We start from the raw sequence: 22,542 nt of genomic DNA, 5'->3' as shown, positions 1-22,542 counted from the left end.
AACCTGGGAAATCTCTTACCATGCCTGTGTTCACGAAGAAACGCGTTTTTGTAGCCCTTGCCGTACTGCTGGTTGGCGGTGCTGTCGCCATGTACTATCAAAAGGAAAACAGCAAGGCCAAGGAAGAGGAACCCAAGTACAAAACTGCTGCCGCTGACAAAGGCAATATCACCCAGACTGTCACGGCCAGCGGCACGCTCAATCCGGTGGCACTGATCAATGTAGGTTCGCAGGTATCTGGTACGGTGGTGGAATTGAAGGCCGACTTCAATGACCGCGTCAAGCAGGGCCAGGTTTTGCTGAAGCTCGACCCGACCATCTTCAATGCCCAGATCAAGCAAAGTGAAGCCAGTCTGGCATCTGCCGAGGCATCAAAACGCCTGGCGCAAGCCACGCTGGATCGTAACCAGAAGCTGGTCACACAAAACTATATCTCTGGCACCGCCATGGACCAGGCCAAACGCGAAGTCGAAGTGGCAGATGCCAATATCAAACTGGCGCGTGCACAACTAGACCGTGTCAAGGCTGACCTCAACAACAGCGTCATACGTTCACCTATAGATGGCGTCATCATCAAGCGCACGATTGATATGGGGCAGACTGTGGCAGCCTCTTTCCAGACGCCTAACCTGTTCCAGATTGCGCGTGACCTGACCAAGATGCAGATCGATACCAGCGTATCAGAAGCCGATGTCGGCTTGCTCAAGGATGGTTTGCCTGCGCGTTTTGTCGTCGATGCCTACCCTGACCGTGAATTTGAAGCCAAGTTGCGCCAGTTCCGCCTCGCGGCGAATGTGCAGCAGAATGTGGTGACCTATAACGTGGTGCTGGATGTCGATAACAAGGATGAATTGCTGAAACCCGGCATGACAGCGCAGGTGCGCCTGGTCGTTGGCAGCCGTGAAAACGTCGTGCGCATACCTACCGCTGCGCTGCGTTACAAGCCCAGCGAAGAAGAGCAGGCCAAAGAAGCCAAGGCGCTCAAGGACAAGGAAAAAAATGCCAGCGGATCGGCTGCTGCCTCAGCTTCCGCCAGTGCCAATTTGCCAGCGCCTGACGTTGATGATGACGTGGCCTTCCGTACCAAAAAAGACCTGACCCGCACCTTCAAACTCTACAAACTCGATGACAAGAATCAGGCCAAAACTGTCGATGTCAAAATCGGTTTGTCGAATTTTAAATACACCGAAGTCATTTCCGGTGATTTGAAACCTGGTGACAAAGTCATTACCCGCGCACTGGATAAAGCCGGGGCACGCTGATGAGCGATACCCTGATAGCGATACGCCAGGTGACCAAGAGTTATTTCTCTGGCGGCGTAGAAACCAAGGTCTTGCATGGCATAGATGTGCAGGTGCCGCGTGGCGATTTTTTGGCCGTCATGGGCCAGTCCGGCTCCGGCAAATCCACGCTGATGAATATACTTGGTTGTCTCGACCAGGCCAGTAGCGGTTCTTATCTGCTCAATGGGGTTGATACCCTGAGCCTGTCGCGTGCTGAACTGGCAACCATACGCAACCGCACTATCGGTTTTGTATTCCAGAGCTTCAACCTCATCAAGCGCATGAGCGTGGCAGAAAATGTCGCCCTGCCTTTGATCTATGCGGGTGTCGGGCGTGACAAGGCACACAAGAAGGCGCTGGTGGAACTTGAAAGAGTGGGGCTCAAGGAGTATGCCAAACGCCTGCCGAATCAATTGTCTGGCGGCCAGCAACAGCGTGTGGCGATTGCCCGTGCCCTGGTGGCTGATCCGCCATTGATACTGGCAGATGAACCTACCGGCAACCTGGATACACAGACCAGTGAAGACATCATGCGTTCGCTACAGCAATTGAATGCAGACCGTGGCATCACCATTTTGCTGGTCACGCATGAGCCGGATATTGCCGCCTATAGCAAACGCCTGGTACGGCTCAAGGATGGTCATGTGTTATATGATGGCCCGGCGGCAGAGGGCTTGCGCCAGCTGGCGGCCTCACATGCTGAATACTCAGAAGCACAGGGAGGTAGCAAATGAATTTCCTCCAGGTTTTTATAGAGGCATTCCGTTCCATGAATGCCAATCGCTTGCGCACGGCCCTGACCATGCTGGGCATTATCATCGGTATTACCTCGGTCGTCATGATGCTGGCCGTTGGTGAAAGCGCGAAAAAATTCATCGCCAAGGAGCTGGAAGTATTGGGCAGCAATCTGATGATTATCTCGCCAGGCGCGAACCGTACCCAGGGCGTGCGCGCACGTACTGGTACTGCCCCTTCTTTGTCGGTAGAAGATGCATTGGCCCTGAATGACTTAAGCAGCCTGAATGGTGCCGCGCCTGCCTTGCAGGGCTTTTTCCAACTGACGGTAGGGAATGACAATTCCAATAATGCCGTGCTTGGTGTCACGCCAGAAATGTTCAAGGTGCGTAACTGGAAAGTCGATCAGGGCAATGAATTCAGTGATTCCGACATCCGTGGTGCGGCACGCATGGTCATCATAGGCAAGAAACTGGCTGATCAATTTTTTTACAAAGATAATCCCATAGGCCAGTTCGTGCGCATCGACAATGTGCCCTTCCAGGTGGTTGGCGTATTACAGGGGGAGGGCCGCATGTTTGATGGTGGTGACCTCGGTGAGATGGTGCTGATCCCGATTACCTCTGCCCGCGCGACCCTGATGCGCAGCCCTTTCCCGCGCAATGTGCATTATGTCGTGGTGCAGGGCAAGAGCGACAAGCAGTTGAAGGACGCAGAAGAAGACATCAAGGACATGCTGCGTGACCGCCACCATATCAAGGCCGGACAGGAAGATGATTTCCGCATCGATAACCTGGCCTCGATTGCCGAGACCGGTGCCAAGATCAGTGCGGGCCTGGCTGCCATGCTGGGTGCCATTGGTGCCATCTCTCTCATCGTAGGGGGCATAGGCATCATGAATATCATGTTGGTGTCAGTCACTGAACGTACCCGAGAAATAGGTATACGCATGGCGATAGGTGCCAAGCCACGTGACGTGTTGTTGCAGTTCCTGACCGAGGCTGTGGTGATTTGCCTGGTTGGCGGCATCATAGGCATTTTGCTGGCGATGGCGGGTGCGGCGGCGATTACTTCTACCGGTAAACTCGAAGTCGTCATAGGTTTGCAAGCGATGGTTGTGGCCTGCGGCTTTGCCAGCTTTGTTGGCATCTTCTTTGGTTTTTACCCTGCACGTCGCGCTTCACGTTTATTACCTGTAGATTGTCTGCGCTATGAGTGATATATGTTTACCACTAAGAAATGAAAAAAAATAAGGAGTAGCGAGCGATGAGTTTACTAGGTAATATTTTGTGGCTGATACTGGGTGGATTTTTTACTGGCCTGGCATGGTGGTTTGCAGGTCTGCTCGCTTTTATCAGCGTCATAGGCATACCCTGGGGCAGGGCCTGTTTTGTCATAGGTCAGTTGAGCTTCATGCCTTTTGGTAAAGAAGTCGTCAACCGCGCCGATGTCAGCGGGCAGGAAGACATAGGTACCGGGGCACTCGGCCTGGTGGGCAATATTATCTGGTTCATCTTTTTGGGCCTCTGGCTGGCATTGGCCCATTTGATGTCTGCTCTGTTTTGCTTTATCACCATCATAGGCATACCTTTTGGCATACAACATCTGAAGTTGGCAGCAATTGCCATAGCGCCTATAGGTAAGACGGTCGTGGATAAATAAAGCCAGAACAAAAAAACAAAAAAGCTCAGGATTTTTAGTCCTGAGCTTTTTTGTTTTGGTGCAGCGGATTATTTCTTGCTCTTCGCCATCAGGCCTTCAAGTACCTGCATGGTCGCTGCGCCCAGCTGGTCGCGTGAAATATTGCTATTAGCGCCACCTACCATCGCCGGATTGGTCAGGAAACGGCCATCGACAATAAAGGTCGGGGTGCTATCGACCTGGTAGCTGGAAACCAGCTTGCCCAGACTTTGTAGTTTGCCAAGTACAGAGAAAGAATTATAAAAACTCACGAACTTGGCTTTGTCTATGCCATTCTTGACTGCCCATGCAATATTGTCATCGTCGCTGGACAAACGGTTTCTTTCCACATGCCAGCTAGCCAGTACCTTCGCATGCAGGCTGGCTTCCAGATTCATGGCTTCCAGTGTCAGGAACAGATGTGCTTCTGGGTCTTTGGCACCGGTCAGTGGCAAATGGATGCGGCGGAAAACGATATTGTCGCCCTGCTTTTTCACCCACTCATTGATGGTTGGTTCCAGCGCATTACATGCCGGGCAGTGGTACATGAAAAACTCGATGATTTCAATTTTCTTGCCCGTGGCCTGGGTGGCTTGCGGGTTTTTGAGGGTAATGAAATCGCTACCTTCTTTTGGGGCGGCTGGAGAGGCGAGCGCTGTCGCAGAGACAAAGCCCAGGGTGACAAGTAATAAGCGTAAGAAGCGCATGGGTTCCTTTTATCAGATAGCAAAAATCGGGTAGCAAAAATCAGGTAGCAAAAATCAGGTAGCAAAACAAGGCGCTGAGCTTACCAGTATTTTGGCAATCTGGCAGCGACTCAGCACATTAGTGGTTGAAGACTGCTGTTGGACAGGCAATTGGCGGAATTGTTCACGGATATTGTTCACGGATATGAAGTCTTGATACAAACAGACTATAAATTGCGACATATTCATGAAATATCTTTAAATAGCAGTGCAAACGACCAAAATCTTGCGCAAAAACTTGCGTGACGCCGGTATTCGTAGAAAAATGAAACCGTACTCCCCGTCAGTGACCGGAGTAACGGGGGAGATGTCAGCCCAGCAGCAATCACCGCTTTAGCCCAGATTAGCCCAGACTATGGAGCATCTGCAATGATGACCGTGCCCATCGTGATTGACTTCGAAGCCTCAGGCTTTGGCAAAGGTAGCTACCCTATTGAGGTAGGTTACTCGCGCCGTCATGGTGAAGGCTGGTGCACTCTCATCAGGCCAGAATCTGACTGGCAGCACTGGGACGTCCACGCTGCCCGCATACACTGCATTCCGCGCGAAATTCTGGTTGAGAGAGGCAAGTCAGCCAGCCTCGTGACCGAGCAACTGAATACTGAACTGGCGGGTATGACGGTATATACCGACGGCTGGACCCAGGACTATGTCTGGATGGCGCTCTTATATGATGCGGCCGACAGGGTACCGAATTTTCGCCTGGCCGATTTGCGCGAGATCATCAGTCCACAGCAGGAAGGCCTGTGGCATGCCACCAAGGACCAGGTGCAGGAAGATTTGAATATTTCACGCCACCGGGCCAGCAATGATGCACGGATTTTACAGATGACCTGGTTGCGTACCTATGATGCAGTGCACTGCCACGGCTGAGAAACTGCATGCACCTTTGTTTGTCTTCCCGCAACATCCCTTAAAATAAATATCAAAATTATATTCAGGCAGTGCAAAATACAGGCTTGCCTGGATTTCCCCGCGGGAAATCTGCTTGCGCTGTGCGGAAATGCGAGGAGATGAGTGTTGAAAAAATGGATCATACGCCTGTTATTGCTGGTCATAGCCCTGATAGTGATCCTGGCAGCCTATCTCTTGCTGGCACCTGTGCCTATCAATCCGGTTGCCTGGCAGGCCACGCCTTTTGCCGGTTATTCGCCACCGCATGCACGTAATGAAAAACTGGCTGCGCTGAAAACCATAGATATAGGCGAAGAAACCGGCCCCGAGCATATCGCCATGGGACCGGACGGCAAGCTGTATGCCGCTGTCACCTCCGGTGCGATCTTGCGTATGCAGCCAGATGGCAGCCAGCGTGAAGTCTGGGTTAATACTGAGGGCAGGGTGCTGGGCTTCATGTTTGATGCGGCAGGCAATATGATTGCAGCAGATGCGTTTCGCGGCATACTCTCGATTGCGCCTGACAAGCAAATCACTGTCCTCGCTGACAAGATAGGCGACAGCCCCATCCTGTATGCCGATGCCGTTGTCGTTGCCAAATCCGGCAAGATTTATTTCACGGATGCCAGCCAGCGCTTTGGTGCCAAGGAATCTGGCGGCACCTTCCACGCCAGCGTACTCGACATCCTCGAACATTCAGCGACCGGGCGGGTATTGGAATATGACCCCGCGACGAAACAGACGCGCCTGATTGCCGATGGGCTGTGCTTTGCCAATGGCCTGGCACTCAGTGCTGATGAACAAAGCCTCATCGTTGCCGAAACCGGTGAATACCGTATCTGGAAAATAGCGGTCACTGCTGACTCCCTGCATATCAAAAACAAGCCAGATAAAAAACTGGCCACTATCCTGCTGCGTGATTTGCCCGGCTACCCTGACAATCTCATGCGTGGCCGCGATGGCCGTATCTGGCTGGGCCTGGCCAAACCACGCGGCGCGGCGATTGATAACATGGCAGAGACACCCTGGCTGCGCAGCATTACCCTGCGTCTGCCACGCGTATTGTGGCCAGTGCCACCAGCCTATGGTCATGTGCTGGCATTTAATGAGGCTGGCAAAATCGTCGCTGATTTGCAAGATCCCACAGGGCATTATCCAGAAACCACAGGTGTCACCGAAACCGAAGACCGCCTGTATATCCAGAGCCTGCATGCGCATGGCATAGGCTGGTTACCGAATCACCTGGTCAAGAAATGAAAAGCATGCCCGCCATCCCTGAAGTCGATGTACTCGTCATCGGTGGCGGTATCAATGGCACCGGCATCGCCCGCGATGCAGCCGGGCGTGGCCTGAGTGTGCTGTTATGCGAAAAAGATGATCTGGCCTCGCATACTTCATCAGCATCGACCAAGCTCATTCATGGTGGTTTGCGTTATCTTGAATATTATGAATTTGGCCTGGTGCGCAAGGCCTTGCAGGAACGTGAAGTGCTCATGCGCTCTGCACCGCATATTATCAGCCCTTTGCGTTTTGTCATGCCGCACGACAAAGGGCAGCGTCCGGCCTGGATGATCAGGGCGGGCCTGTTCCTGTACGACCACCTGGCGAAACGCGAATTATTGCCCGGCGCAGAATCCATCAACCTGCAAAAACATATCGCCGGACAACCCCTGCTGGCAGACTTTCGCCGTGGTTTTGCCTATTCTGATGGCTGGGTCAATGATGCCCGTCTGGTTGTGCTGAACGCCATGCAGGCGGCAGAAAAAGGGGCCACCATCATGACGCGCACCCGTTGCGTGTCGGCCAGACGGCAGGCGGAACACTGGCTGGTGCAATTGCAAAAGGCCGATGGCAGCATGATGATGGTGCAAAGCCGCAGCCTCGTGAATGCTAGCGGCCCCTGGGCCATCAATACCTTGCAGCAGGTCCTGCATCAGGGTGCAGTCCAGCATTTGCGCCTTATCAAGGGTAGCCATATCGTTGTGCAGCGCCTGTTCCATCACCCTTATGCGTATATCTTCCAGCATCCTGATGGCCGTATCGTATTTGCCATACCCTATGAACAAGACTTTACCCTGATAGGCACGACCGACCTGGATTACCAGGGCTCACTCGATGAAGTGGCAATCAGTGAAGCAGAAGTCGCCTACCTGTGTGAACTGGCCAGCCATTACTTTACCCAGGCCATCAGCCCTGCCGATGTCTTGTGGTCATATTCAGGCGTACGCCCGTTGGTGGAAGAAACCGTGGAAACAGGCAAGGAAAAAGCTGCCGCCCTGACCCGCGATTACCGGCTGGAACTTGATACTGCCGGTGCACCGGTGCTAAATGTATTTGGCGGCAAGATCACCACTTACCGCAAACTGGCCGAAGAGGCCTTGTCCATGCTGGCACCCCTGCTGAATAATGCCAACTCTGCCTGGACAGAACATGCCTGCCTGCCCGGCGGTGATATTTATGGCGAGTCGCCAGAAAACCGCGCCGTCAGTGAATTTCACTTATTCATACACCAATGCCAGCAACAATATGCCTGGCTGCCGCCGCATCTGGCAGAACGCTATGCCCACGCCTATGGCAGCCGTATCCACGTCTTGCTTAAAGATAAATACTCACTGGCCGACATGGGCGAGATGCTGGTGCCGGGTCTGTATGTGGCTGAAGCGGCCTATCTGGTCACGCATGAATGGGCACGCACGGTTGATGACATACTCTGGCGCCGCAGCCGACTGGGCCTGCATTTGCTGGGGGAAGACACCAGTCATTTGCAGGAATGGCTGGACCTCCATACTGCGCCAATCCAGTTACCCGTTCTCTAGCCTGTATCAGCCCGACATTCAGCCTGACATGTAGCCTGACATTCAGCCTGACATGCAGATGTCATAGCAAACTACTATCATCCTCGTTTCCTGGTGCAGCATACGGCTGCTGACTATCCCCGAGTTTCGCAGTTTATCCCCAGAAATTTGCGCACTGTCGCAAGTCTGTGGCTAGCTTTCCCGGCTTTGCTTATTCTGATCATACCAAATCAAAAAACGGGAGATGGCCATGAACAAGACTGCATATATGAACGCGTTGCGCCAAGCCCTGGATGGCTTGCCCGCCAGCGTCATTGAAGACACCATGTGGGAATATGAGCGCAAGTTCGTCGATGCCATGGTGGCAGGCAAGTCTGAAGAAGAAATCGCAGCGGGCCTGCCCAAGCCTGAACTGCTGGCGGCACAAAAGAAAACCAGCATGCGTTATCAGGCATTAAAAACAAATTTCAGCCTTGGCAATGTTGCGGGTTTGCTGGTTGCCCTGATAGGTCTGATGATTTTTAACCTGTTCATGCTGATCCCGGCTGTGGCCTACTTCAGTCTGCTGTGCTCAGCCTATATAGTGGCCATGGTGATGTATGTGGCTGGCATAGGCATCACTGCTGCCAGCATCTCTGGTGTTGAACAGTTCAACTTTGATATCCCTGTTGGCAGGCACCATGTTCATAATCACAACGATAATCATCGTATCCGCAATCACAATGTCAGGGTGGATGTGACAGAAACAGGCATACTCATTGATGGTGAAAAACAGGATGAACATGGCCAGGCGGCAGCTTCGCTACCTGCCGCACCGGTAACGGCATCTGTGGCTTCGGCGACATCCACTACTTCAGCTACTTCAGTTGCATCAGCAACAGCCTCAGCCTCAGCCGCCTCCGCAACTGTGGTCACACGCACGGTCAGCACAGAAAGCCAGACAGAAAAATTGCATGTAGAGCTTGGTAATCACTTTTCCGGCACCAAGTTATTCTCAGGTTTGGGTTTGCTGCTGGCTTCGATTGCCCTGATGATGTTGAGCATGTTCATGACCAAATACACCTTCATCGGCTTCAAGCATTATTTACGCTGGAACTTGTCGCAATTGCAGCTGGGTCATGCAGCCTGATGAGTTCGCAGTTTTCGATTTTTAGTTTTACTTGGTTTTTTAGTTTCATTTAGCTTCAGGAGGAAAAAATGAAAAATATCATACGCACAGGCATAGGCATGTTGGGCCTGGCCGTCGTGTTGACGGCATCCAGCGTGGTCTTCATGAGGGCGCATGCCAGCAATGTTGTCAGTAGCGGCTCGGCAGCCAGTGAAGTCCGCCCCGTGACGGCATCCATCGTCAATATCGTACTCAGCGGCCCTATCGACCTGGCACTGAAACAGGCGGCAACGCCAGAGCTGCTCGTCAAGGGCGATGCAAAGCTGGTGTCCAGGGTGACCACCAGGCTGGAGGGCAATACCTTGTTTGTCGGTACCCGCGGGATCTATATCTCCGTCGGCAAGACTGAGCAAACCAGGATAGAACTGAGTTTACCCGGCCTGGAAAAACTGCAGACTTCTGGCAGCGGTGACGCCGTCATCAAAGGATTCAAGGGCAATAAACTTGAAGTAAGCCTGCAGGGTTCAGGCAATATCAACCTTGATGGCGATTATCAGCAAGTATTTGCCAGCCTGAATGGCAGCGGCGACCTGAATCTGGGTCTGGGTAATAGTGAGTTGCTGGAGCTTACTTCCAACGGCTCTGGTGACAGCATCCTCAAAGGCCAGGTCAAAAGCTTTACTGCCAGATTGTCGGGTTCCGGCGATTTGAAAGCATCTGCACTCAAGAGTGCTGTGGTCAACCTGAATTCCATGGGTTCATCTAGCAGCAAGGTATTTGCTGGTCAGGAAATCAAGCTCAAAGTCACTGGTAGTGGCGACGTGCATGTGTCTGGCAACCCGGCAAAACGCAATGTAGAGCGCCATGGTTCAGCAGATGTACATTGGGAGTAAGCAGCTTATCGCATGACAATCACATGATAATCAGGTGTTTTAATACAGGATAAACCCAAATTGGTGCAGCTTGAACTGTTGTTAATTGGTTCGCCTTAGTAGGTGTTGTTAAAAAGAATGAAATTTTCTACAGGAAATTTTTACTTGTAGAAAATTTTATTCTTTATATCATTCATTTTTATGCTTAATATTCGACGCTGAGTCGCTGGTAATGAAACTCTATTTACTTGACGCTTTTTTCTGCAATAATCATTGCGCAGTTGTAAGTATTTGTTTCAATCGAAAAAATTAAAATTTGTGTGCGCGCTGTTTGTGCATGCAGATTTTTCTGACCAACCTGACCTGCCAAGAATCATGACTGCTACCAAAAGTAAGTGCCTTACCGCGTTATTTGTTGTGTTCAGCTTTATCAGTGCTGCTGCCGCGCAAGAAAATCCCATGCAGTTTCTAAGCCGTGCCAATGCCAAAGTGGCCAGGGCCGCGTCTTTGAAAAACCGCTGGGAAGGCCCGGTTGATGGACCTGCACTGCAAAAGAAAAAGAAAATAGTTTTCATCGCAGCAGACCTGAGTGATGCGGGCATCAGCAGTGTGTTTAACGGCGTGCGCGAAGCCAGCACCGCCGCAGGTTGGGAAGTCTTGCCTATCAACTGCCGTGGTCGTTGCAACCAGGGCGCATCCATCATCAGCCAGGCGCTGGACATGAAAGCCGATGGCATCATCCTGGCAGGAGTAGATGTCACCAGCCAGAGCAAGGGTATGGCAGCGGCAGTCAAGGCCAAGATTCCCGTGGTTGGCTGGCATGCCGCGGCGAAAAGCGGCCCGACTGACGGCTTGTTTACCAACATCGCCACCAATCCCAAAGAGGTTGGACAACTGGCTGCCCTATATACGGTGGTCGATTCGAATAACAAGGCCGGCATCGTGGTCTTCACTGACTCCAGCAATCCTTTCCTGCTGGCCAAATCCACCGCCATCGTAGAAACCATACGTCAATGCGAGGGTTGCAAATTGCTGAGCCTCGAAGACGTGCCTCTGGCAGAGTCACATATCAAGATGAAGGGTGTCGTCGAAAGCCTGGTCAAACGTCACGGCGCGAAGTGGACCCATGTCATCGGCGTCAATGATTTCTATTTTGATTTGCTGGAAGTGCCAACAACAGCCAGCCTGGTTGCCAGTAATAAACTGGTCGCTGTCGCTGCCGGTGATGGCTCGCCAACTGCGTACAAGCGCATACGTGCCAACAGCCTGCAAACCGCGACCGTGCCTGAACCTCTGGGCATGCATGCCTGGCAAATCGTCGATGAACTGAACCGTGCTTTTTCGAATGCCGAGCATAGCAACTATGTAAGCGCCCTGCATCTGGTGACGGCACAGAATATTGCGTATGACGGCGGGCAAAAGAATATGTTTGAGCCGGCAAACGACTTCCGGACTCACTATCAAAAGTTCTGGTCAAAGTAATCTCTGATTAAGCTACTGCGCGGCCTTATTTTGAGCCTGCAGATTGGTAAATTCGTCGCCGTACTAAAGTACGACTGCGCTTCTTAACCCAAACTCACGCCGCTCGCTACGCTTACTCAGAGTTACTTGCTAGGTGTTAATAAAGCCGGATTTCCGGCTTTTGTTTTTTTATGCGCGCTGGGTTACTGCAGCAAGGATGTTTTCTGGTACTGACTTGTCGATGTACATGCGTTGGTCGGCGGTTTGCATGAGTTTGTCGGCGCTGCGGCCGTCGGTGGGGAACAGGGCGCTGCCGAGGGCGGCTTCGATTTCTATGCTGTGTCCCTGTATGGTGCAGGGGCCTTCGAGTATTTTCTTCAGGCGTAGCAGGGTGCTGTCCAGTTGGGATGCCTGGTTGACACCAAAGGTCAGGGCGACGAATTCGTCGCCGCCTATGCGGCCTACAAAGTCGGCGTGGCGGCAAAAGCTTTTGAGGCGTTTGGCCACTTCCTTGAGCAGCAGGTCACCGGCCTGATGGCCAAAGCGGTCATTGACTGACTTGAAATGGTTCAGGTCTATCAGGATAAAGCCAAAGCCCTGCTGGTTGCGCCCGCTCTGGGCAATCGCCTTGTCCAGCATTTCATCCACATGACGGCGGTTAGGCAAGCCGGTGAGTACATCTTCCCTGGCCATTTCCAGTATGCTTTTCTGCGCACGCAGATTGCAGCAGACGCTGACGCCATAAGTCCAGCCCAGCAGGCACAGCACCACGATAAGATAGATAAAATTCAATAAGGGATGTTTCGCCAGTTCAGCATTGTTGTTGGAAATGAATGCCAGATGCCAGCGCATGATAAAACCTATCGCCATGATGCTTAAAGAAATCGCCCCTATGCAGGCTGCCAGCAAGTCAAGGTCACGGGTTTTCCAGATCAGGATAAATGCCGTACTCAGCATCAGGCTGGCAGCGATGACGTCATGGAACAGATAACGGCGTATCATATCGTCCCGGTTGATGAATGCCAGCAGGATGAACGCCGGGATCAGTATCAGGCCCCAGCGCCAGCGTATCTGGGATGGGTAACCGCGAAAACGCAGCGTGCCTTCCAGCATCAGCAGGGTAGTGGTCAGGGTCAGGGAGTTGTTAAAGGCGACGATCAGGGACATGGGGATGTCGATGAGGGGGATCAGGCGTATCAGCAAAAAAGCCGGTGCGACCATCGATGCCGCCGCCGCCCAGACGCCGGTGCCGGGCATGTCGCGGTTGATATGCCAAACAGCCAGCATGACCAGCATGGAAATCACGCTGATGCAGGCAACTACTAAATCTAGCGTAGCACGATCCAGATTGACCATAGGGGTACCTGGTTGTAACTTCTGGTGAATTCAGGCAGATACACATCAGCTTTGTTTGCAGGGACTGGTGCCGGGAAGCAGTACCTGCAAAACCATATTATGACGCAAACTTATGCAAACAAAAGCGAGTAATTATCATCATCCACAAGCCAGCAGCGTTGCCGTTATCGGCGCCGGGCCAGCGGGCCTGATGGCTGCCGAAACTCTGGCCCTGCGGGGCATCGCTGTCGATGTCTATGATGCCATGCCTTCGGCAGGACGCAAGTTTTTAATGGCAGGCAAAGGGGGCATGAACCTCACACATTCTGAAAATTCTGTCTCTTTCATGACACGGTATGCCGAACGGGAAGCACAACTGACCCCCATGATAGGCCAGTTTGATGCAGCAGCCCTGCGTGCCTGGGTAAAGGATCTGGGCATAGAAACCTATGTAGGCAGTTCTGGCCGGGTGTTCCCGGTCGATATGAAGGCCGCGCCCCTGTTGCGTGCCTGGCTGCATCGCCTGCGTCAGCAAGGTGTGCGCTTCCATATGCGGCATCGCTGGCTGGGCTGGGATGAGCAAGGCCAGCTACGCTTTGCGACTCCGGATGGTGAAGTCTGCCTGCCTGCAAGGGCACAGGTATTTGCACTTGGCGGTGGCAGCTGGGCCAGGCTGGGGTCAGACGGTGCCTGGGTAAGCCTGCTCAGACAGCGTGGCATGGATGTAGCAGATTTGCAGCCCGCCAATTGTGGCTTTGATCTCGACTGGACCACATTTTTCAAAGACAAGTTTGCCGGTCAGCCTTTGCTGACAGTGGCAGCCAGGGTAAAACACAGTACTCAGCCCATGCGCAAGGGGCAGTTTGTCATCACCTCTACAGGCGTAGAAGGCAGCCTGATTTATGCGCTCTCTGCTGCGCTGCGTCAGCAATTGCATAACCAGGGCAAGGCAGTGCTGGAGCTGGATTTATTGCCAGACACGCCGCTGGAAAAAGTACTGACAGAGCTTGAACATCCGCGTGGTTCACGTTCTCTTTCCAGTCATTTGAAAAGCCGTCTGGGTCTGGATGCATTAAAAATGGCTTTGTTGCATGAATGTCTGGATAAAACAGAGTTTAGCCAGACACAGTTATTGGCACAGGCCATCAAGGCCTTGCCAGTTGTGCTCAAGGCTACCCGACCCATCGATGAAGCCATCAGCAGCGCCGGTGGCCTGCGCTTCGATGCCCTCGATGAAAACCTCATGGCGGTACAGCATCCCGGCCTGTTTTTTGCCGGTGAAATGCTGGACTGGGAAGCACCCACCGGCGGTTACTTGCTGACAGCCTGCTTCGCGACAGCCAGACAAGCCGCAACAGGCGCAGCCAACTGGCTGGAAAACAATCTTGATGACCTGAAATAGTTTCTGCCGGCAAGCGCAGAAATCGGTACAATAATAGTTTCCGCGCTGCATCATTTGATTCTATTCATGAATTTGCATTTCAGGTATTTGTCCGTATGAGTGATTCCCATAACGCTGCGCGCGCCAACGTTACGTGGCGCGGTGCTATACAGGTAGTTCCTGGCAAGATCGTGCCAGCAAAGATAGTCAGCTTTACTTCTGCCAGCATACAAATGCAGTGCAGTGCTGCTCTCAAAGAAAAGCAGACTTACCAGATGATGATGGAAGTCCCCAAACCGGGTGACGCTTCACAACGCACCCAGGTGGTGTGCAAGGCCACCTGTATTTATTCCATCTTGAGCGGCAATGAATATCGCGCCGCCATGAAATATTTTGAAGTGCCCGAACAGCATACTGCTCTGCTAGCCCACTGGCATGGCTGAGGCTTGATTGAGTCCTGATTGAGTCCCGATTGAGTCCCGATTGAGACTTGACCAGGGCCAGGACATACCTGCATGATGAGCAGACTGACTTTGCTTATGATATAAACAGGCTTTGATTTATTTGCCTGCGCATCATGTCCAAAGATACTGTTTTACCCGAAACCGCCCAGCGCGTTGCCCAATTGCTGCACAGCCTCGGGCATGACCAGACTGTGGTCATGTTGCCAGAAACCGGCAAGACTTCTGCCGAGGCCGCAGCAGGCCTGGGTTGCCAGGTCGCAGAAATCGCCAAATCAATCGTTTTCCGCCGCCTTGCCGATGATGTTGCCGTCATGGTCGTTGCCAGTGGCATCAACCGGGTTGATGAACACAAGGTCGCAGCGATTGTCGGCCCTTTGGGCAAAGCTGATGCCCGCTTCGTCAAGGAAAAAATCGGCTATGCCATAGGCGGCGTCTGCCCTATCGGCCATGTAGAAAAAACCGTCATGCTCATCGATGAAGACTTGCTGCAATACCCGCATGTCTGGGCTGCTGCCGGTCATCCACATGCAGTCTTCAGACTGACACCCGAGCAATTGAAAAACATGACAGGTGCACCTGTCGCTGATGTGGCCTTGCGCGCATGAATATCCTGTATGAATTTGACCCGGCCCAGTTTGTCATTAAGCCTGGTGCAACCGTGCCTTCACCCTGCGTGAATATCTGCCGCATGGATGAGAAGACAGGCTTGTGCACAGGCTGCTATCGCAACATCGATGAAATCATTTGCTGGAGCAAGGCAGACAATCACAAGAAGCTGGAAATCTGGGATCTGGTGCAGCAAAGAATGCTGCCCTGAATATTGCCCAAGTTATTGACCAAGTAGCGCACATGCCATCACGAAAGGATAGTGAGTGAAACAACTGGACTGGTATTTCGATTTTATTTCTCCTTTTGCTTATTTGCAGAGTGAAATGCTGCATCAATTGCAAGGCGTGTCGCAGATCAATTACCGCCCGGTTTTATTCGCTGGCCTGCTCAATCACTGGGATAACAAGGGCCCGGCAGAAATTGCGCCCAAGCGTCAGTGGACGTTTGAGCATTGCGTCTGGCTGGCACACAAGCATGGCATCCCTTTGCGCATGCTGCCTGAACATCCCTTTAACCCCCTGCCTTTGTTGCGCCTGTGTCTGGCCCTGGGCAGCACGCAAGCAGTGGTGCAGCGGCTATTTCGCTTCGTCTGGCGCGATGGTCATATACCGGCGCAGACAGAACACTGGCAAGCCCTGCTGGATGAGTTGCAAGTAACACCCGCCATGCTCGATGATGCCGCCGTCAAGGAGGCATTAAAACGCAATGGTGAACTGGCCATTGCCGCCCGCGTATTTGGTGTGCCGACCGCCGTCGTCGATGGCCGCTGCTTCTGGGGGCTCGATGGTACAGACATGCTGCAGGCCTATCTGCAAGGCGATGCCTTCTTCGTATCGGCAGAACTGGCAGCTGCGCAAGCCATGCCTTATGGCCAGCAACGCAAGATAGCAGGTAAGACATGATGCAACTGCCTGACTGCATGCAAGTGTTTGAACGGGGCTGGTTGTCCTCGAATAATATCCTGTTCATTGATGAGCATCAGACCGCTCTGGTTGATAGTGGCTACTTCAGCCACGCTGCACAGACCATGGCGCTGATACAACATGCCCTGAATGGCCGCAAGCTGGATTTGCTGGTCAACACCCATCTGCATTCCGACCATTGCGGTGGTAATGCCAGCTTGCAGCGCCAATATGGTTGCCGCACCCTGATCCCGGTTGCCGATACGGCTGCAGTGGCAGCCTGGGATGAGGCTGCACTGACTTATGTTGCGACAGGCCAGCGCTGCGAGCGCTTCAGTTTTGATGCAGCAATACAGCATGGCGATGCATTGCAACTAGGTGGCATGGACTGGCAGGTCATGGCTGCACCTGGACATGATCCCCATTCCATGATCCTGTACTGCGCACAGGAAGGCATACTGATTTCTGCCGATGCCCTGTGGGAAAACGGCTTTGGCGTGATCTTTCCCGAGCTTGAAGGTGAATCCGGTTTTGCCGAACAGGCGGCGATATTGCAAGTCATACGTGAACTCAATCCGCGCATCGTCATCCCCGGCCATGGCCCGGTCTTTGACAATGTGACGGCAGCCTTGCAAAGGGCAGAATCACGGCTCGACTATCTGCGTACCGACCCGCGCCGCAATGCCCGCAATGCAGTCAAGGTCATGCTGGCTTTCATCTTGCTCGAATCACAGCAAATGAGTCTCGCTACCGCCGTCACACAACTCGGCGGCACACGTACCATAACTTCTTCTGCCAGCCTGCTGGGTATAGAGCCGCATGTGCTGATACCGCAAATGGCTGATGAACTGGTCAGGGCAGGGGCCGCAAGGCTGGAAGGCGATATGCTGATCAGCGCACGATAGTCTATTGTCCATTCAATTAAATCCAAACTGGAAATACCATGCTGCATCACATCTCTCTGGGTGTCCGCGATCTGGCGCTGGCTGGCGCATTTTACGATGCCGCCCTCGCTGCCCTTGGTTACCGTCGCGTGTTTGAAGATGACACCGCAATAGGCTATGGCCTGTACGACGATAAAGATATCCTGTGTCTTAAATTGAGGCCAGACGCGAGACCGCCGGGCCCAGGTTTTCATCTGGCGTTTACTGCCAGCACGCGCAAGGCAGTCGATCTTTTCCATGCGGCGGCACTGGCCATCGCTGGAAGTGATCATGGCGCACCGGGTTTGCGCCCTGATTATGGCGAGTATTATTACGCTGCGTTTTTGATTGACCCGGATGGGCATCACATAGAGGCAGTGACCACGGTCACCGAATAAAGCATGACGCCTCCGGTATACATACGGCCTGCCACGCAAGACGATGCGCTTTGTCTGTCGGTGCTGGCGACCCAGGTTTTTCTTGACACCTATGCGACTACTGGCATACGGCCAGCAATAGCAAGAGAAGTACTGCAATCATTCTCGATAGCTGCCATCGCCACTCTGCTGGACTTGCCGGGCACTTTCTTTCATGTCGCCGAAAGTGATGGGCATCTACTGGGATTTTCCCAGATCACTGTAGGGCGCAGGCAAGAGCTGGTCAGCGCTATTTGCCCTGCTGAACTCGACAGGCTGTATGTGCAGGAGCCTTTCACCCGCATGCGCCTGGGCAGCCAGTTACTGCATGCTGCTGAAACCAGCGCGGCTAGCCATGGCGCTGATCTCATGTGGCTGACACCCTGGGCACACAATGCCAGAGCCTTACAGTTTTATGCGAAGCAGAATTATGCAGATATAGGCAGGACCAGTTTTCTGATGGATGGCGAGGCACATGAAAATCGTGTGCTGTGCAAGCAGTTAAAAGCGCTTAAATAATATCTGCGCCACGCTCATCCAGTAATTGCCTCAGTATGGATCTGTGGCAGTGGCTCTCATCTTCACAATAGCAACCCACAGAAAAATTCGTGGTCTTCGACATCGCTGCTAGCAAATCCAGTACCTTGCTGGCATCTGCTTCCTGCATTTCTGCCCTGAAGCTGCGTTCAAATTTTTTCCATTCAACTGGTGTACTGGCAGCTTTTCCCTGTGCCATCAGGTCTGCACCCGGTGACAGATTGGGCAACCAGACATCATAGTAATCACGGCTGGCAAATTCAGTTTTGGGCACGCCGCGTGGTGGTCGTCTCACCGTGCCTATTCGCAGGCCTTCACCGGCAGCGCGTGCAGTTCCCAACTGGACTATGCGTATGCTCATTTCTCTCTCCTCATCTGGAGCCGAACAGGGTGGCTAAGAATAAAAATGCCGCCTGCCCGGTCATGCCTGGTACTGATTGATTATAGTGCCTGATTTTTCAATCCCAATACTTCGATTTTTTCTATACTGGGCGGGCCGGTAAATAATTCTTCAGCCTTTGCCATCAAGGCTTGCGCAATCGGCCCTTGCAAATGTGCCTGGCGACCAGCTTCCGTCTCAAACGCATCAAAGACACCAAAAACATTGTCAGACAATTGCAGGGCAAACCAGATGGGTGTCGTGCTTTCCTGATTGGCCAGGGCCAGGCCCATTTCCAGAAAGGCGGCGACATCGGCAGCTTTGCCGGGTTTGGCTTCAAAGCGGGCGAACAGGGCGTGCTTGATCATGATTTTTCTCCTTGTGCTTGTATCCATATTTGCATCGCAGGATTGCGATGAAGTGAGACTTTACAGATCAAAGGACTTGCGTGATACTGGCGCGATTGACATCTTTGGTATGAATCCTGCCACAACCTCATTTGACATTACGATGAACATCAACATCCTCGCCCTTGATGGCGTTTTCGATACCGGCCTGTCCATCGTCCTTGATGCACTGACGACCGCGAATGAATTATCGTCTTTGCAGGCCAACCCGGCGCCACCTTTTAAAGTGTCGTTGGTGGGCACGCGGCGGCGTGTGCAAACTGCACAAGGCATGAGTGTGACGGTAGCGCGGGCAGATGAAGTACCCGCACCTGATCTGGTTATCGTCCCCGCGCTGGGTTACAAAATGCCGGATACCCTGATGCAGGCGCTGGCACGCCCTGATGTGCAAGACGCGAGTGTGGCTTTGCGCGACTGGGCAGATGATGGCGTGCGTATCGCCGCTGCCTGCATAGGCACTTTTGTACTGGCAGAAAGCGGTGTGCTTGACGAGCGGGATGCGACGACCACCTGGTGGCTCAATCCCCTGTTCCGCCAGCGTTATCCATCAATACGTCTGAACACCAGCCACATGATAGTTCAGTCCGGCCAGTTCCTGACTGCGGGTGCAGCCTTCAGTCATATGGACATGATGCTGTGGCTGATACGCCAGAGCAATCCTGAGCTGGCAAATCTGGTTGCCAGTTATCTGGTGGTTGATAGCAGGCCTTCACAAACGGCCTACATCATTTCTGATCACCTCGCGCATGCTGACCCCATGGTGGAACGCTTCGACCGCTGGGCGCGCAGTCATCTTGACCAGGGCTTTAACCTGGACGAGGCAGCCGATGCACTGGCGACCAGCAAGCGCACGCTGGCGCGGCGTATTCATGAAGTATTGGGCAAGACACCGGTGTCGTATGTGCAGGATTTGCGTATCGAAAAAGCGGTGCATTTGTTGAAGACGTCGAATCATAGTGTGGAGCAGATTGCTGGGCTGGTGGGGTATGCGGATGGGGTGACTTTGCGGACTTTGTTGAGGCGGAGGTTGGGGAAGGGGATACGGGAGATCAGGGTAGGGTGAGGGGTTTGCTGCTCGCTCATCGCCTCGACGATATGCGTTCGAGCCAACGACACTTTGATTTACGGACAATCTAATTTACGTCATTCCAGCATGCCTTTAGCTGGAATCCAGTGGCGTTCCTGGCACACCATATCGCTTTTTTATATCGTACTTTGAATAAAACGATTGCCCTCCGTGGATACAAGCCGGGTCTCGGCCCGGCAGCCGAAATACTTTCTTTGGTCGCCAAAGAAAGTATTCAAAGAAAGGCGACCCAGGCATAGCCGCCCCTGCGGGGTTCCCATTTGTGCGGTACAAAAAATGGGAAGGCCCGAAACTCGCCTTCGGCTCAAACAGCGGTCCTTCTTTTTCCATTTTCTGTACCGCACAAATGGCGGCTACACATGGGAACTGCAAAAATCAAAAGCAACACCAACGTCAAAAGCAACACCAACGTCAAAAGCAACACACGCGTCTGTTTGCGTAGGTTGGGCTACGCTTCATCAGCCCAACATTGGGCCTGGAATTAACGTAAATACTTATTGCGCTTTGTTTCAATCATTTCATAATTTTTTTGAAATGATTGACGTGGTTTGAGTGTATTTCAAACTACACACCTACTTCAAATTATAAGCCGCCTCAGAAAACGAACTAATAGGTGCCAGATCCGCATACTCGGTAGCCCTGCCCTGCTGCTTAGCCATGAAAGCCTCCATAAGGTTACTGCTTTGCCAGATACCTGATTGCAACCAGCCCATTTGTTGCAGGGCGTCGTGGGTGCTGTGGTCGCGGGCGTAGTGGATGGCTTGTTTGCTGCCCCAGATGGCGACCGGGGGTTTTTCGGCGATTTCTGTGGCCATTTGCAGTGCCGCTGCCAGCATGGCTTCCTGGGTATCGAATAGCTCATTGAGCAAGCCAACTGACAGTGCGCGTTGTGCGGGCAGGCGGCGGCCGGTGTAGGCCATTTCGTGGACTATGCCTTCGGGGATGAGCTTGGGCAGGCGCTGCAAAGTGCCGAGGTCGGCGGTCATGCCTATGTTGATTTCCTGTATGCAGAAAAAAGCATCGCTGCTGGCCAGGCGTATGTCGCTGGCGCAAATCATATCGACGCCGCCACCTATGCAGCCGCCGTGGATGGCGGTGATGACAGGCATGCGCAGGGATTCGATAAGATTGAAGGCATGGTGCATGTCTTTAAGTGCCAGGGCGATATTGGCGCGGCCAACGGCGCTGGCATCGTCGAGTGTGATACCACCACCGGCGAAGACATCCAGTGCCATGCCAGCTGTAAAGTGTTTGCCAGTAGAAGAGATGATGAGCACGCGCGCATTTGCCTGGTTTTGCAGGTTTTGCAAAATCTCTGTCAGCTCGCGGAAAAACACAGGCTGCATGGTGTTCAGCGTAGCCGGGCGGTTTAGGCGCAGGTGGGCGATTTTATTGCTGATACTGAAGTCAAAACATTGATAAGTCATGGTGTCTCCACAGGATTTTTATTTGCACGGTAAAATCATACTGGATATATGCAAGAAATCTGTTGTCTGTGCTTCAGCTTAGAGGATATCAACTATGACTCAAGATTCACCTGTACTGCAATCTGCATCACGCCTGCCATCCGCTTTGCAACATCTTAGCCTGCCCGTCATAGGCTCACCCCTGTTCATTGCCAGTGGCCCCAAACTGGTAGCGGCGCAATGCAAGGCTGGCATCGTCGGCTCTTTCCCGGCCCTGAATGCCAGGCCAGCCGAGTTGCTGGATGTCTGGCTGACAGAATTGCAGGCCGAGTTGACAGCGCACCAGGAAGCGCATCCAGATGCATTGATAGGCCCGATCGCCGTCAACCAGATCGTCCATCAATCCAATGACAGGCTCGCGCATGATGTTGAAGTCTGCGTCAAGCATCAGATACCTATCATCATTTCATCGCTGCGTGCACCACCGCCAGAAATGCTGGATGCGATACACAGCTATGGCGGCATCGTCATGCATGATGTGATTTCGATACGCCATGCGCAAAAAGCGCTGGAAGCCGGTGTTGATGGCCTGATACTGGTGGCAGCCGGTGCGGGTGGTCATGCGGGTGGGTTGTCGCCGTTTGCCCTGGTCGGTGAAGTACGACGCTTCTTTGATGGCCCGATCGCTCTGTCAGGTTCTATTGCGACTGGTGATGCAGTGCTGGCAGCACAAGCCATGGGTGCCGATTTTGCTTACATAGGCTCACGCTGGCTGGCTACTGTTGAATCAAATGTGGATGATGCATATCGCCAGGCCATTCTCGACTCAGCGGCGGCGGATATTGTCTACACCAATCTGTTCACCGGCGTGCATGGCAATTACCTCAAAAAATCCATCGTCGCTGCCGGCTTGGACCCGGACAATTTGCCCGTGGCCGACAAGAGCCAGATGAACTTTGGTTCTGGTGGCGGCAGCAAGGCCAAGGCCTGGCGCGATATCTGGGGCGCTGGCCAGGGTGTGGGTTTGATGGATGATGTGCTGACCGTGGCAGAAGTCGTGGCACGTTTGAAATTGGAATATGCGGCGGCGAAAGCGCGCGTATTATCTTTATGATCAATTAA

At 52.9% G+C, this 22,542-nt stretch carries 25 protein-coding genes; 20 read left to right on the top strand and 5 right to left on the bottom strand.

Annotation, left to right across the window (positions count from 1 at the left end):
* Positions 1–20 precede the first annotated feature (20 nt).
* From ACO0LL_RS16685 to ACO0LL_RS16670, 4 genes are read left to right on the top strand one after another with little or no spacing between them, the layout of a single operon-like run.
* Positions 21–1,262, top strand: coding sequence for an efflux RND transporter periplasmic adaptor subunit (locus ACO0LL_RS16685; RefSeq protein WP_422951975.1), 1,242 nt, complete (start codon positions 21–23; stop codon positions 1,260–1,262).
* Complete coding sequence (locus ACO0LL_RS16680; protein WP_162043854.1) at positions 1,262–2,017, top strand: ABC transporter ATP-binding protein; 756 nt, start codon at positions 1,262–1,264, stop codon at positions 2,015–2,017. Before ACO0LL_RS16685 ends, ACO0LL_RS16680 begins: the two co-directional genes overlap by 1 nt.
* Positions 2,014–3,237, top strand: a complete 1,224-nt coding sequence (locus tag ACO0LL_RS16675) for an ABC transporter permease (RefSeq protein ID WP_422951974.1) — start codon at positions 2,014–2,016, stop codon at positions 3,235–3,237. The genes ACO0LL_RS16680 and ACO0LL_RS16675 overlap by 4 nt, the downstream gene beginning before the upstream one ends.
* Before the next feature lie 47 nt (positions 3,238–3,284).
* Entirely contained in the window at positions 3,285–3,680 is a 396-nt protein-coding gene (locus ACO0LL_RS16670; protein WP_422951973.1) for a YccF domain-containing protein, read from the top strand.
* A gap of 68 nt (positions 3,681–3,748) precedes the next feature.
* Here ACO0LL_RS16670 and ACO0LL_RS16665 read toward each other — a convergent pair whose 3' ends face one another.
* The gene (locus ACO0LL_RS16665; protein ID WP_422951972.1) at positions 3,749–4,405 is read right to left on the bottom strand and encodes a thiol:disulfide interchange protein DsbA/DsbL; all 657 of its coding nucleotides are present in this window, start codon (positions 4,403–4,405) and stop codon (positions 3,749–3,751) included.
* A gap of 408 nt (positions 4,406–4,813) precedes the next feature.
* Here ACO0LL_RS16665 and ACO0LL_RS16660 point away from each other — a divergent pair, with 408 nt between their 5' ends.
* The 6 genes from ACO0LL_RS16660 to ACO0LL_RS16635 all read left to right on the top strand — a co-directional run bounded on the left by ACO0LL_RS16660 (position 4,814) and on the right by ACO0LL_RS16635 (position 11,595).
* Positions 4,814–5,317, top strand: coding sequence for a hypothetical protein (locus tag ACO0LL_RS16660; protein ID WP_422951971.1), 504 nt, complete (start codon positions 4,814–4,816; stop codon positions 5,315–5,317).
* A gap of 144 nt (positions 5,318–5,461) precedes the next feature.
* The gene (locus tag ACO0LL_RS16655) at positions 5,462–6,595 is read left to right on the top strand and encodes an SMP-30/gluconolactonase/LRE family protein (RefSeq protein ID WP_422951970.1); all 1,134 of its coding nucleotides are present in this window, start codon (positions 5,462–5,464) and stop codon (positions 6,593–6,595) included.
* Positions 6,592–8,154, top strand: a complete 1,563-nt coding sequence (gene glpD, locus ACO0LL_RS16650; RefSeq protein ID WP_422951969.1) for a glycerol-3-phosphate dehydrogenase — start codon at positions 6,592–6,594, stop codon at positions 8,152–8,154. The genes ACO0LL_RS16655 and glpD overlap by 4 nt, the downstream gene beginning before the upstream one ends.
* Before the next feature lie 229 nt (positions 8,155–8,383).
* Complete coding sequence (locus ACO0LL_RS16645; protein WP_422951968.1) at positions 8,384–9,262, top strand: DUF1700 domain-containing protein; 879 nt, start codon at positions 8,384–8,386, stop codon at positions 9,260–9,262.
* A 68-nt stretch (positions 9,263–9,330) separates the two neighbouring features.
* Entirely contained in the window at positions 9,331–10,134 is an 804-nt protein-coding gene (locus ACO0LL_RS16640) for a head GIN domain-containing protein (RefSeq protein WP_422951967.1), read from the top strand.
* A gap of 438 nt (positions 10,135–10,572) precedes the next feature.
* Positions 10,573–11,595: a substrate-binding domain-containing protein gene (locus ACO0LL_RS16635; RefSeq protein WP_422951966.1), complete on the top strand. Its 1,023-nt coding sequence runs from the start codon at positions 10,573–10,575 to the stop codon at positions 11,593–11,595.
* A 168-nt stretch (positions 11,596–11,763) separates the two neighbouring features.
* Here the strand turns inward: ACO0LL_RS16635 and ACO0LL_RS16630 are convergent, their stop codons facing one another.
* Positions 11,764–12,930: a diguanylate cyclase domain-containing protein gene (locus ACO0LL_RS16630; RefSeq protein ID WP_422951965.1), complete on the bottom strand. Its 1,167-nt coding sequence runs from the start codon at positions 12,928–12,930 to the stop codon at positions 11,764–11,766.
* Between the two features lie 112 nt (positions 12,931–13,042).
* Here ACO0LL_RS16630 and ACO0LL_RS16625 point away from each other — a divergent pair, with 112 nt between their 5' ends.
* The 8 genes from ACO0LL_RS16625 (at position 13,043) to ACO0LL_RS16590 (ending at position 18,123) form a co-directional block, all read left to right on the top strand.
* Positions 13,043–14,311, top strand: a complete 1,269-nt coding sequence (locus ACO0LL_RS16625; RefSeq protein WP_422951964.1) for a TIGR03862 family flavoprotein — start codon at positions 13,043–13,045, stop codon at positions 14,309–14,311.
* Between the two features lie 95 nt (positions 14,312–14,406).
* Positions 14,407–14,733, top strand: coding sequence for a hypothetical protein (locus ACO0LL_RS16620; protein WP_162043845.1), 327 nt, complete (start codon positions 14,407–14,409; stop codon positions 14,731–14,733).
* A 134-nt stretch (positions 14,734–14,867) separates the two neighbouring features.
* Complete coding sequence (locus ACO0LL_RS16615; protein WP_422951963.1) at positions 14,868–15,359, top strand: YbaK/EbsC family protein; 492 nt, start codon at positions 14,868–14,870, stop codon at positions 15,357–15,359.
* On the top strand, positions 15,356–15,571 hold the full coding sequence (locus tag ACO0LL_RS16610) for a DUF1289 domain-containing protein (protein ID WP_422951962.1): 216 nt from the start codon (positions 15,356–15,358) through the stop codon (positions 15,569–15,571). The genes ACO0LL_RS16615 and ACO0LL_RS16610 overlap by 4 nt, the downstream gene beginning before the upstream one ends.
* Before the next feature lie 55 nt (positions 15,572–15,626).
* The gene (locus tag ACO0LL_RS16605; protein ID WP_422951961.1) at positions 15,627–16,265 is read left to right on the top strand and encodes a 2-hydroxychromene-2-carboxylate isomerase; all 639 of its coding nucleotides are present in this window, start codon (positions 15,627–15,629) and stop codon (positions 16,263–16,265) included.
* Positions 16,262–17,170 carry an MBL fold metallo-hydrolase gene (locus ACO0LL_RS16600; RefSeq protein WP_422951960.1) on the top strand — a complete coding sequence of 303 codons (909 nt, stop codon included), beginning with the start codon at positions 16,262–16,264 and terminating at the stop codon, positions 17,168–17,170. Before ACO0LL_RS16605 ends, ACO0LL_RS16600 begins: the two co-directional genes overlap by 4 nt.
* Positions 17,171–17,208: 38 nt before the next feature.
* Entirely contained in the window at positions 17,209–17,586 is a 378-nt protein-coding gene (locus tag ACO0LL_RS16595; protein WP_422951959.1) for a VOC family protein, read from the top strand.
* 3 nt (positions 17,587–17,589) lie between these two features.
* A complete protein-coding gene (locus ACO0LL_RS16590; RefSeq protein WP_422951958.1) occupies positions 17,590–18,123 on the top strand; it encodes a GNAT family N-acetyltransferase in 534 nt (177 codons plus the stop codon).
* On the opposite strand, the gene ACO0LL_RS16585 is transcribed toward ACO0LL_RS16590, so the two are convergent.
* Together ACO0LL_RS16585 and ACO0LL_RS16580 are read right to left on the bottom strand one after the other, a co-directional pair.
* Positions 18,116–18,502 (bottom strand): DUF488 domain-containing protein, encoded by a 387-nt coding sequence (locus tag ACO0LL_RS16585; protein WP_422951957.1) that lies wholly within the window; start codon positions 18,500–18,502, stop codon positions 18,116–18,118. The two genes, ACO0LL_RS16590 and ACO0LL_RS16585, sit on opposite strands and share 8 nt — an antisense overlap.
* 80 nt (positions 18,503–18,582) lie before the next feature.
* Positions 18,583–18,888 carry a putative quinol monooxygenase gene (locus ACO0LL_RS16580; protein ID WP_422951956.1) on the bottom strand — a complete coding sequence of 102 codons (306 nt, stop codon included), beginning with the start codon at positions 18,886–18,888 and terminating at the stop codon, positions 18,583–18,585.
* Between the two features lie 142 nt (positions 18,889–19,030).
* On the opposite strand from ACO0LL_RS16580, the gene ACO0LL_RS16575 reads away from it, so the two are divergent.
* Positions 19,031–19,990: a GlxA family transcriptional regulator gene (locus ACO0LL_RS16575; protein WP_422951955.1), complete on the top strand. Its 960-nt coding sequence runs from the start codon at positions 19,031–19,033 to the stop codon at positions 19,988–19,990.
* A 596-nt stretch (positions 19,991–20,586) separates the two neighbouring features.
* Here ACO0LL_RS16575 and ACO0LL_RS16570 read toward each other — a convergent pair.
* Positions 20,587–21,441 carry an enoyl-CoA hydratase-related protein gene (locus ACO0LL_RS16570; RefSeq protein ID WP_422951954.1) on the bottom strand — a complete coding sequence of 285 codons (855 nt, stop codon included), beginning with the start codon at positions 21,439–21,441 and terminating at the stop codon, positions 20,587–20,589.
* Between the two features lie 94 nt (positions 21,442–21,535).
* Between ACO0LL_RS16570 and ACO0LL_RS16565 the strand changes: the two genes are divergently transcribed.
* Complete coding sequence (locus tag ACO0LL_RS16565) at positions 21,536–22,534, top strand: NAD(P)H-dependent flavin oxidoreductase (protein WP_422951953.1); 999 nt, start codon at positions 21,536–21,538, stop codon at positions 22,532–22,534.
* Positions 22,535–22,542: the final 8 nt, after the last annotated feature.

It is taken from the genome of Undibacterium sp. TC4M20W (genome assembly GCF_049340245.1).
GTDB lineage: Bacteria > Pseudomonadota > Gammaproteobacteria > Burkholderiales > Burkholderiaceae_D > Undibacterium.
This window is presented reverse-complemented; position numbering and strand designations above follow the sequence as displayed.

Bases quoted from the DNA above. Each gene is read 5' to 3' on its own strand.
- ACO0LL_RS16685 (WP_422951975.1), top strand. From the start codon at position 21: ATGCCTGTGTTCACGAAGAAACGCGTTTTTGTAGCCCTTGCCGTACTG.
- ACO0LL_RS16680 (WP_162043854.1), top strand. From the start codon at position 1,262: ATGAGCGATACCCTGATAGCGATACGCCAGGTGACCAAGAGTTATTTC.
- ACO0LL_RS16675 (WP_422951974.1), top strand. From the start codon at position 2,014: ATGAATTTCCTCCAGGTTTTTATAGAGGCATTCCGTTCCATGAATGCC.
- ACO0LL_RS16670 (WP_422951973.1), top strand. From the start codon at position 3,285: ATGAGTTTACTAGGTAATATTTTGTGGCTGATACTGGGTGGATTTTTT.
- ACO0LL_RS16665 (WP_422951972.1), bottom strand. From the start codon at position 4,405: ATGCGCTTCTTACGCTTATTACTTGTCACCCTGGGCTTTGTCTCTGCG.
- ACO0LL_RS16660 (WP_422951971.1), top strand. From the start codon at position 4,814: ATGATGACCGTGCCCATCGTGATTGACTTCGAAGCCTCAGGCTTTGGC.
- glpD (WP_422951969.1), top strand. From the start codon at position 6,592: ATGAAAAGCATGCCCGCCATCCCTGAAGTCGATGTACTCGTCATCGGT.
- ACO0LL_RS16645 (WP_422951968.1), top strand. From the start codon at position 8,384: ATGAACAAGACTGCATATATGAACGCGTTGCGCCAAGCCCTGGATGGC.
- ACO0LL_RS16640 (WP_422951967.1), top strand. From the start codon at position 9,331: ATGAAAAATATCATACGCACAGGCATAGGCATGTTGGGCCTGGCCGTC.
- ACO0LL_RS16635 (WP_422951966.1), top strand. From the start codon at position 10,573: ATGCAGTTTCTAAGCCGTGCCAATGCCAAAGTGGCCAGGGCCGCGTCT.
- ACO0LL_RS16630 (WP_422951965.1), bottom strand. From the start codon at position 12,930: ATGGTCAATCTGGATCGTGCTACGCTAGATTTAGTAGTTGCCTGCATC.
- ACO0LL_RS16625 (WP_422951964.1), top strand. From the start codon at position 13,043: ATGCAAACAAAAGCGAGTAATTATCATCATCCACAAGCCAGCAGCGTT.
- ACO0LL_RS16620 (WP_162043845.1), top strand. From the start codon at position 14,407: ATGAGTGATTCCCATAACGCTGCGCGCGCCAACGTTACGTGGCGCGGT.
- ACO0LL_RS16615 (WP_422951963.1), top strand. From the start codon at position 14,868: ATGTCCAAAGATACTGTTTTACCCGAAACCGCCCAGCGCGTTGCCCAA.
- ACO0LL_RS16610 (WP_422951962.1), top strand. From the start codon at position 15,356: ATGAATATCCTGTATGAATTTGACCCGGCCCAGTTTGTCATTAAGCCT.
- ACO0LL_RS16600 (WP_422951960.1), top strand. From the start codon at position 16,262: ATGATGCAACTGCCTGACTGCATGCAAGTGTTTGAACGGGGCTGGTTG.
- ACO0LL_RS16595 (WP_422951959.1), top strand. From the start codon at position 17,209: ATGCTGCATCACATCTCTCTGGGTGTCCGCGATCTGGCGCTGGCTGGC.
- ACO0LL_RS16590 (WP_422951958.1), top strand. From the start codon at position 17,590: ATGACGCCTCCGGTATACATACGGCCTGCCACGCAAGACGATGCGCTT.
- ACO0LL_RS16585 (WP_422951957.1), bottom strand. From the start codon at position 18,502: ATGAGCATACGCATAGTCCAGTTGGGAACTGCACGCGCTGCCGGTGAA.
- ACO0LL_RS16580 (WP_422951956.1), bottom strand. From the start codon at position 18,888: ATGATCAAGCACGCCCTGTTCGCCCGCTTTGAAGCCAAACCCGGCAAA.
- ACO0LL_RS16575 (WP_422951955.1), top strand. From the start codon at position 19,031: ATGAACATCAACATCCTCGCCCTTGATGGCGTTTTCGATACCGGCCTG.
- ACO0LL_RS16570 (WP_422951954.1), bottom strand. From the start codon at position 21,441: ATGACTTATCAATGTTTTGACTTCAGTATCAGCAATAAAATCGCCCAC.
- ACO0LL_RS16565 (WP_422951953.1), top strand. From the start codon at position 21,536: ATGACTCAAGATTCACCTGTACTGCAATCTGCATCACGCCTGCCATCC.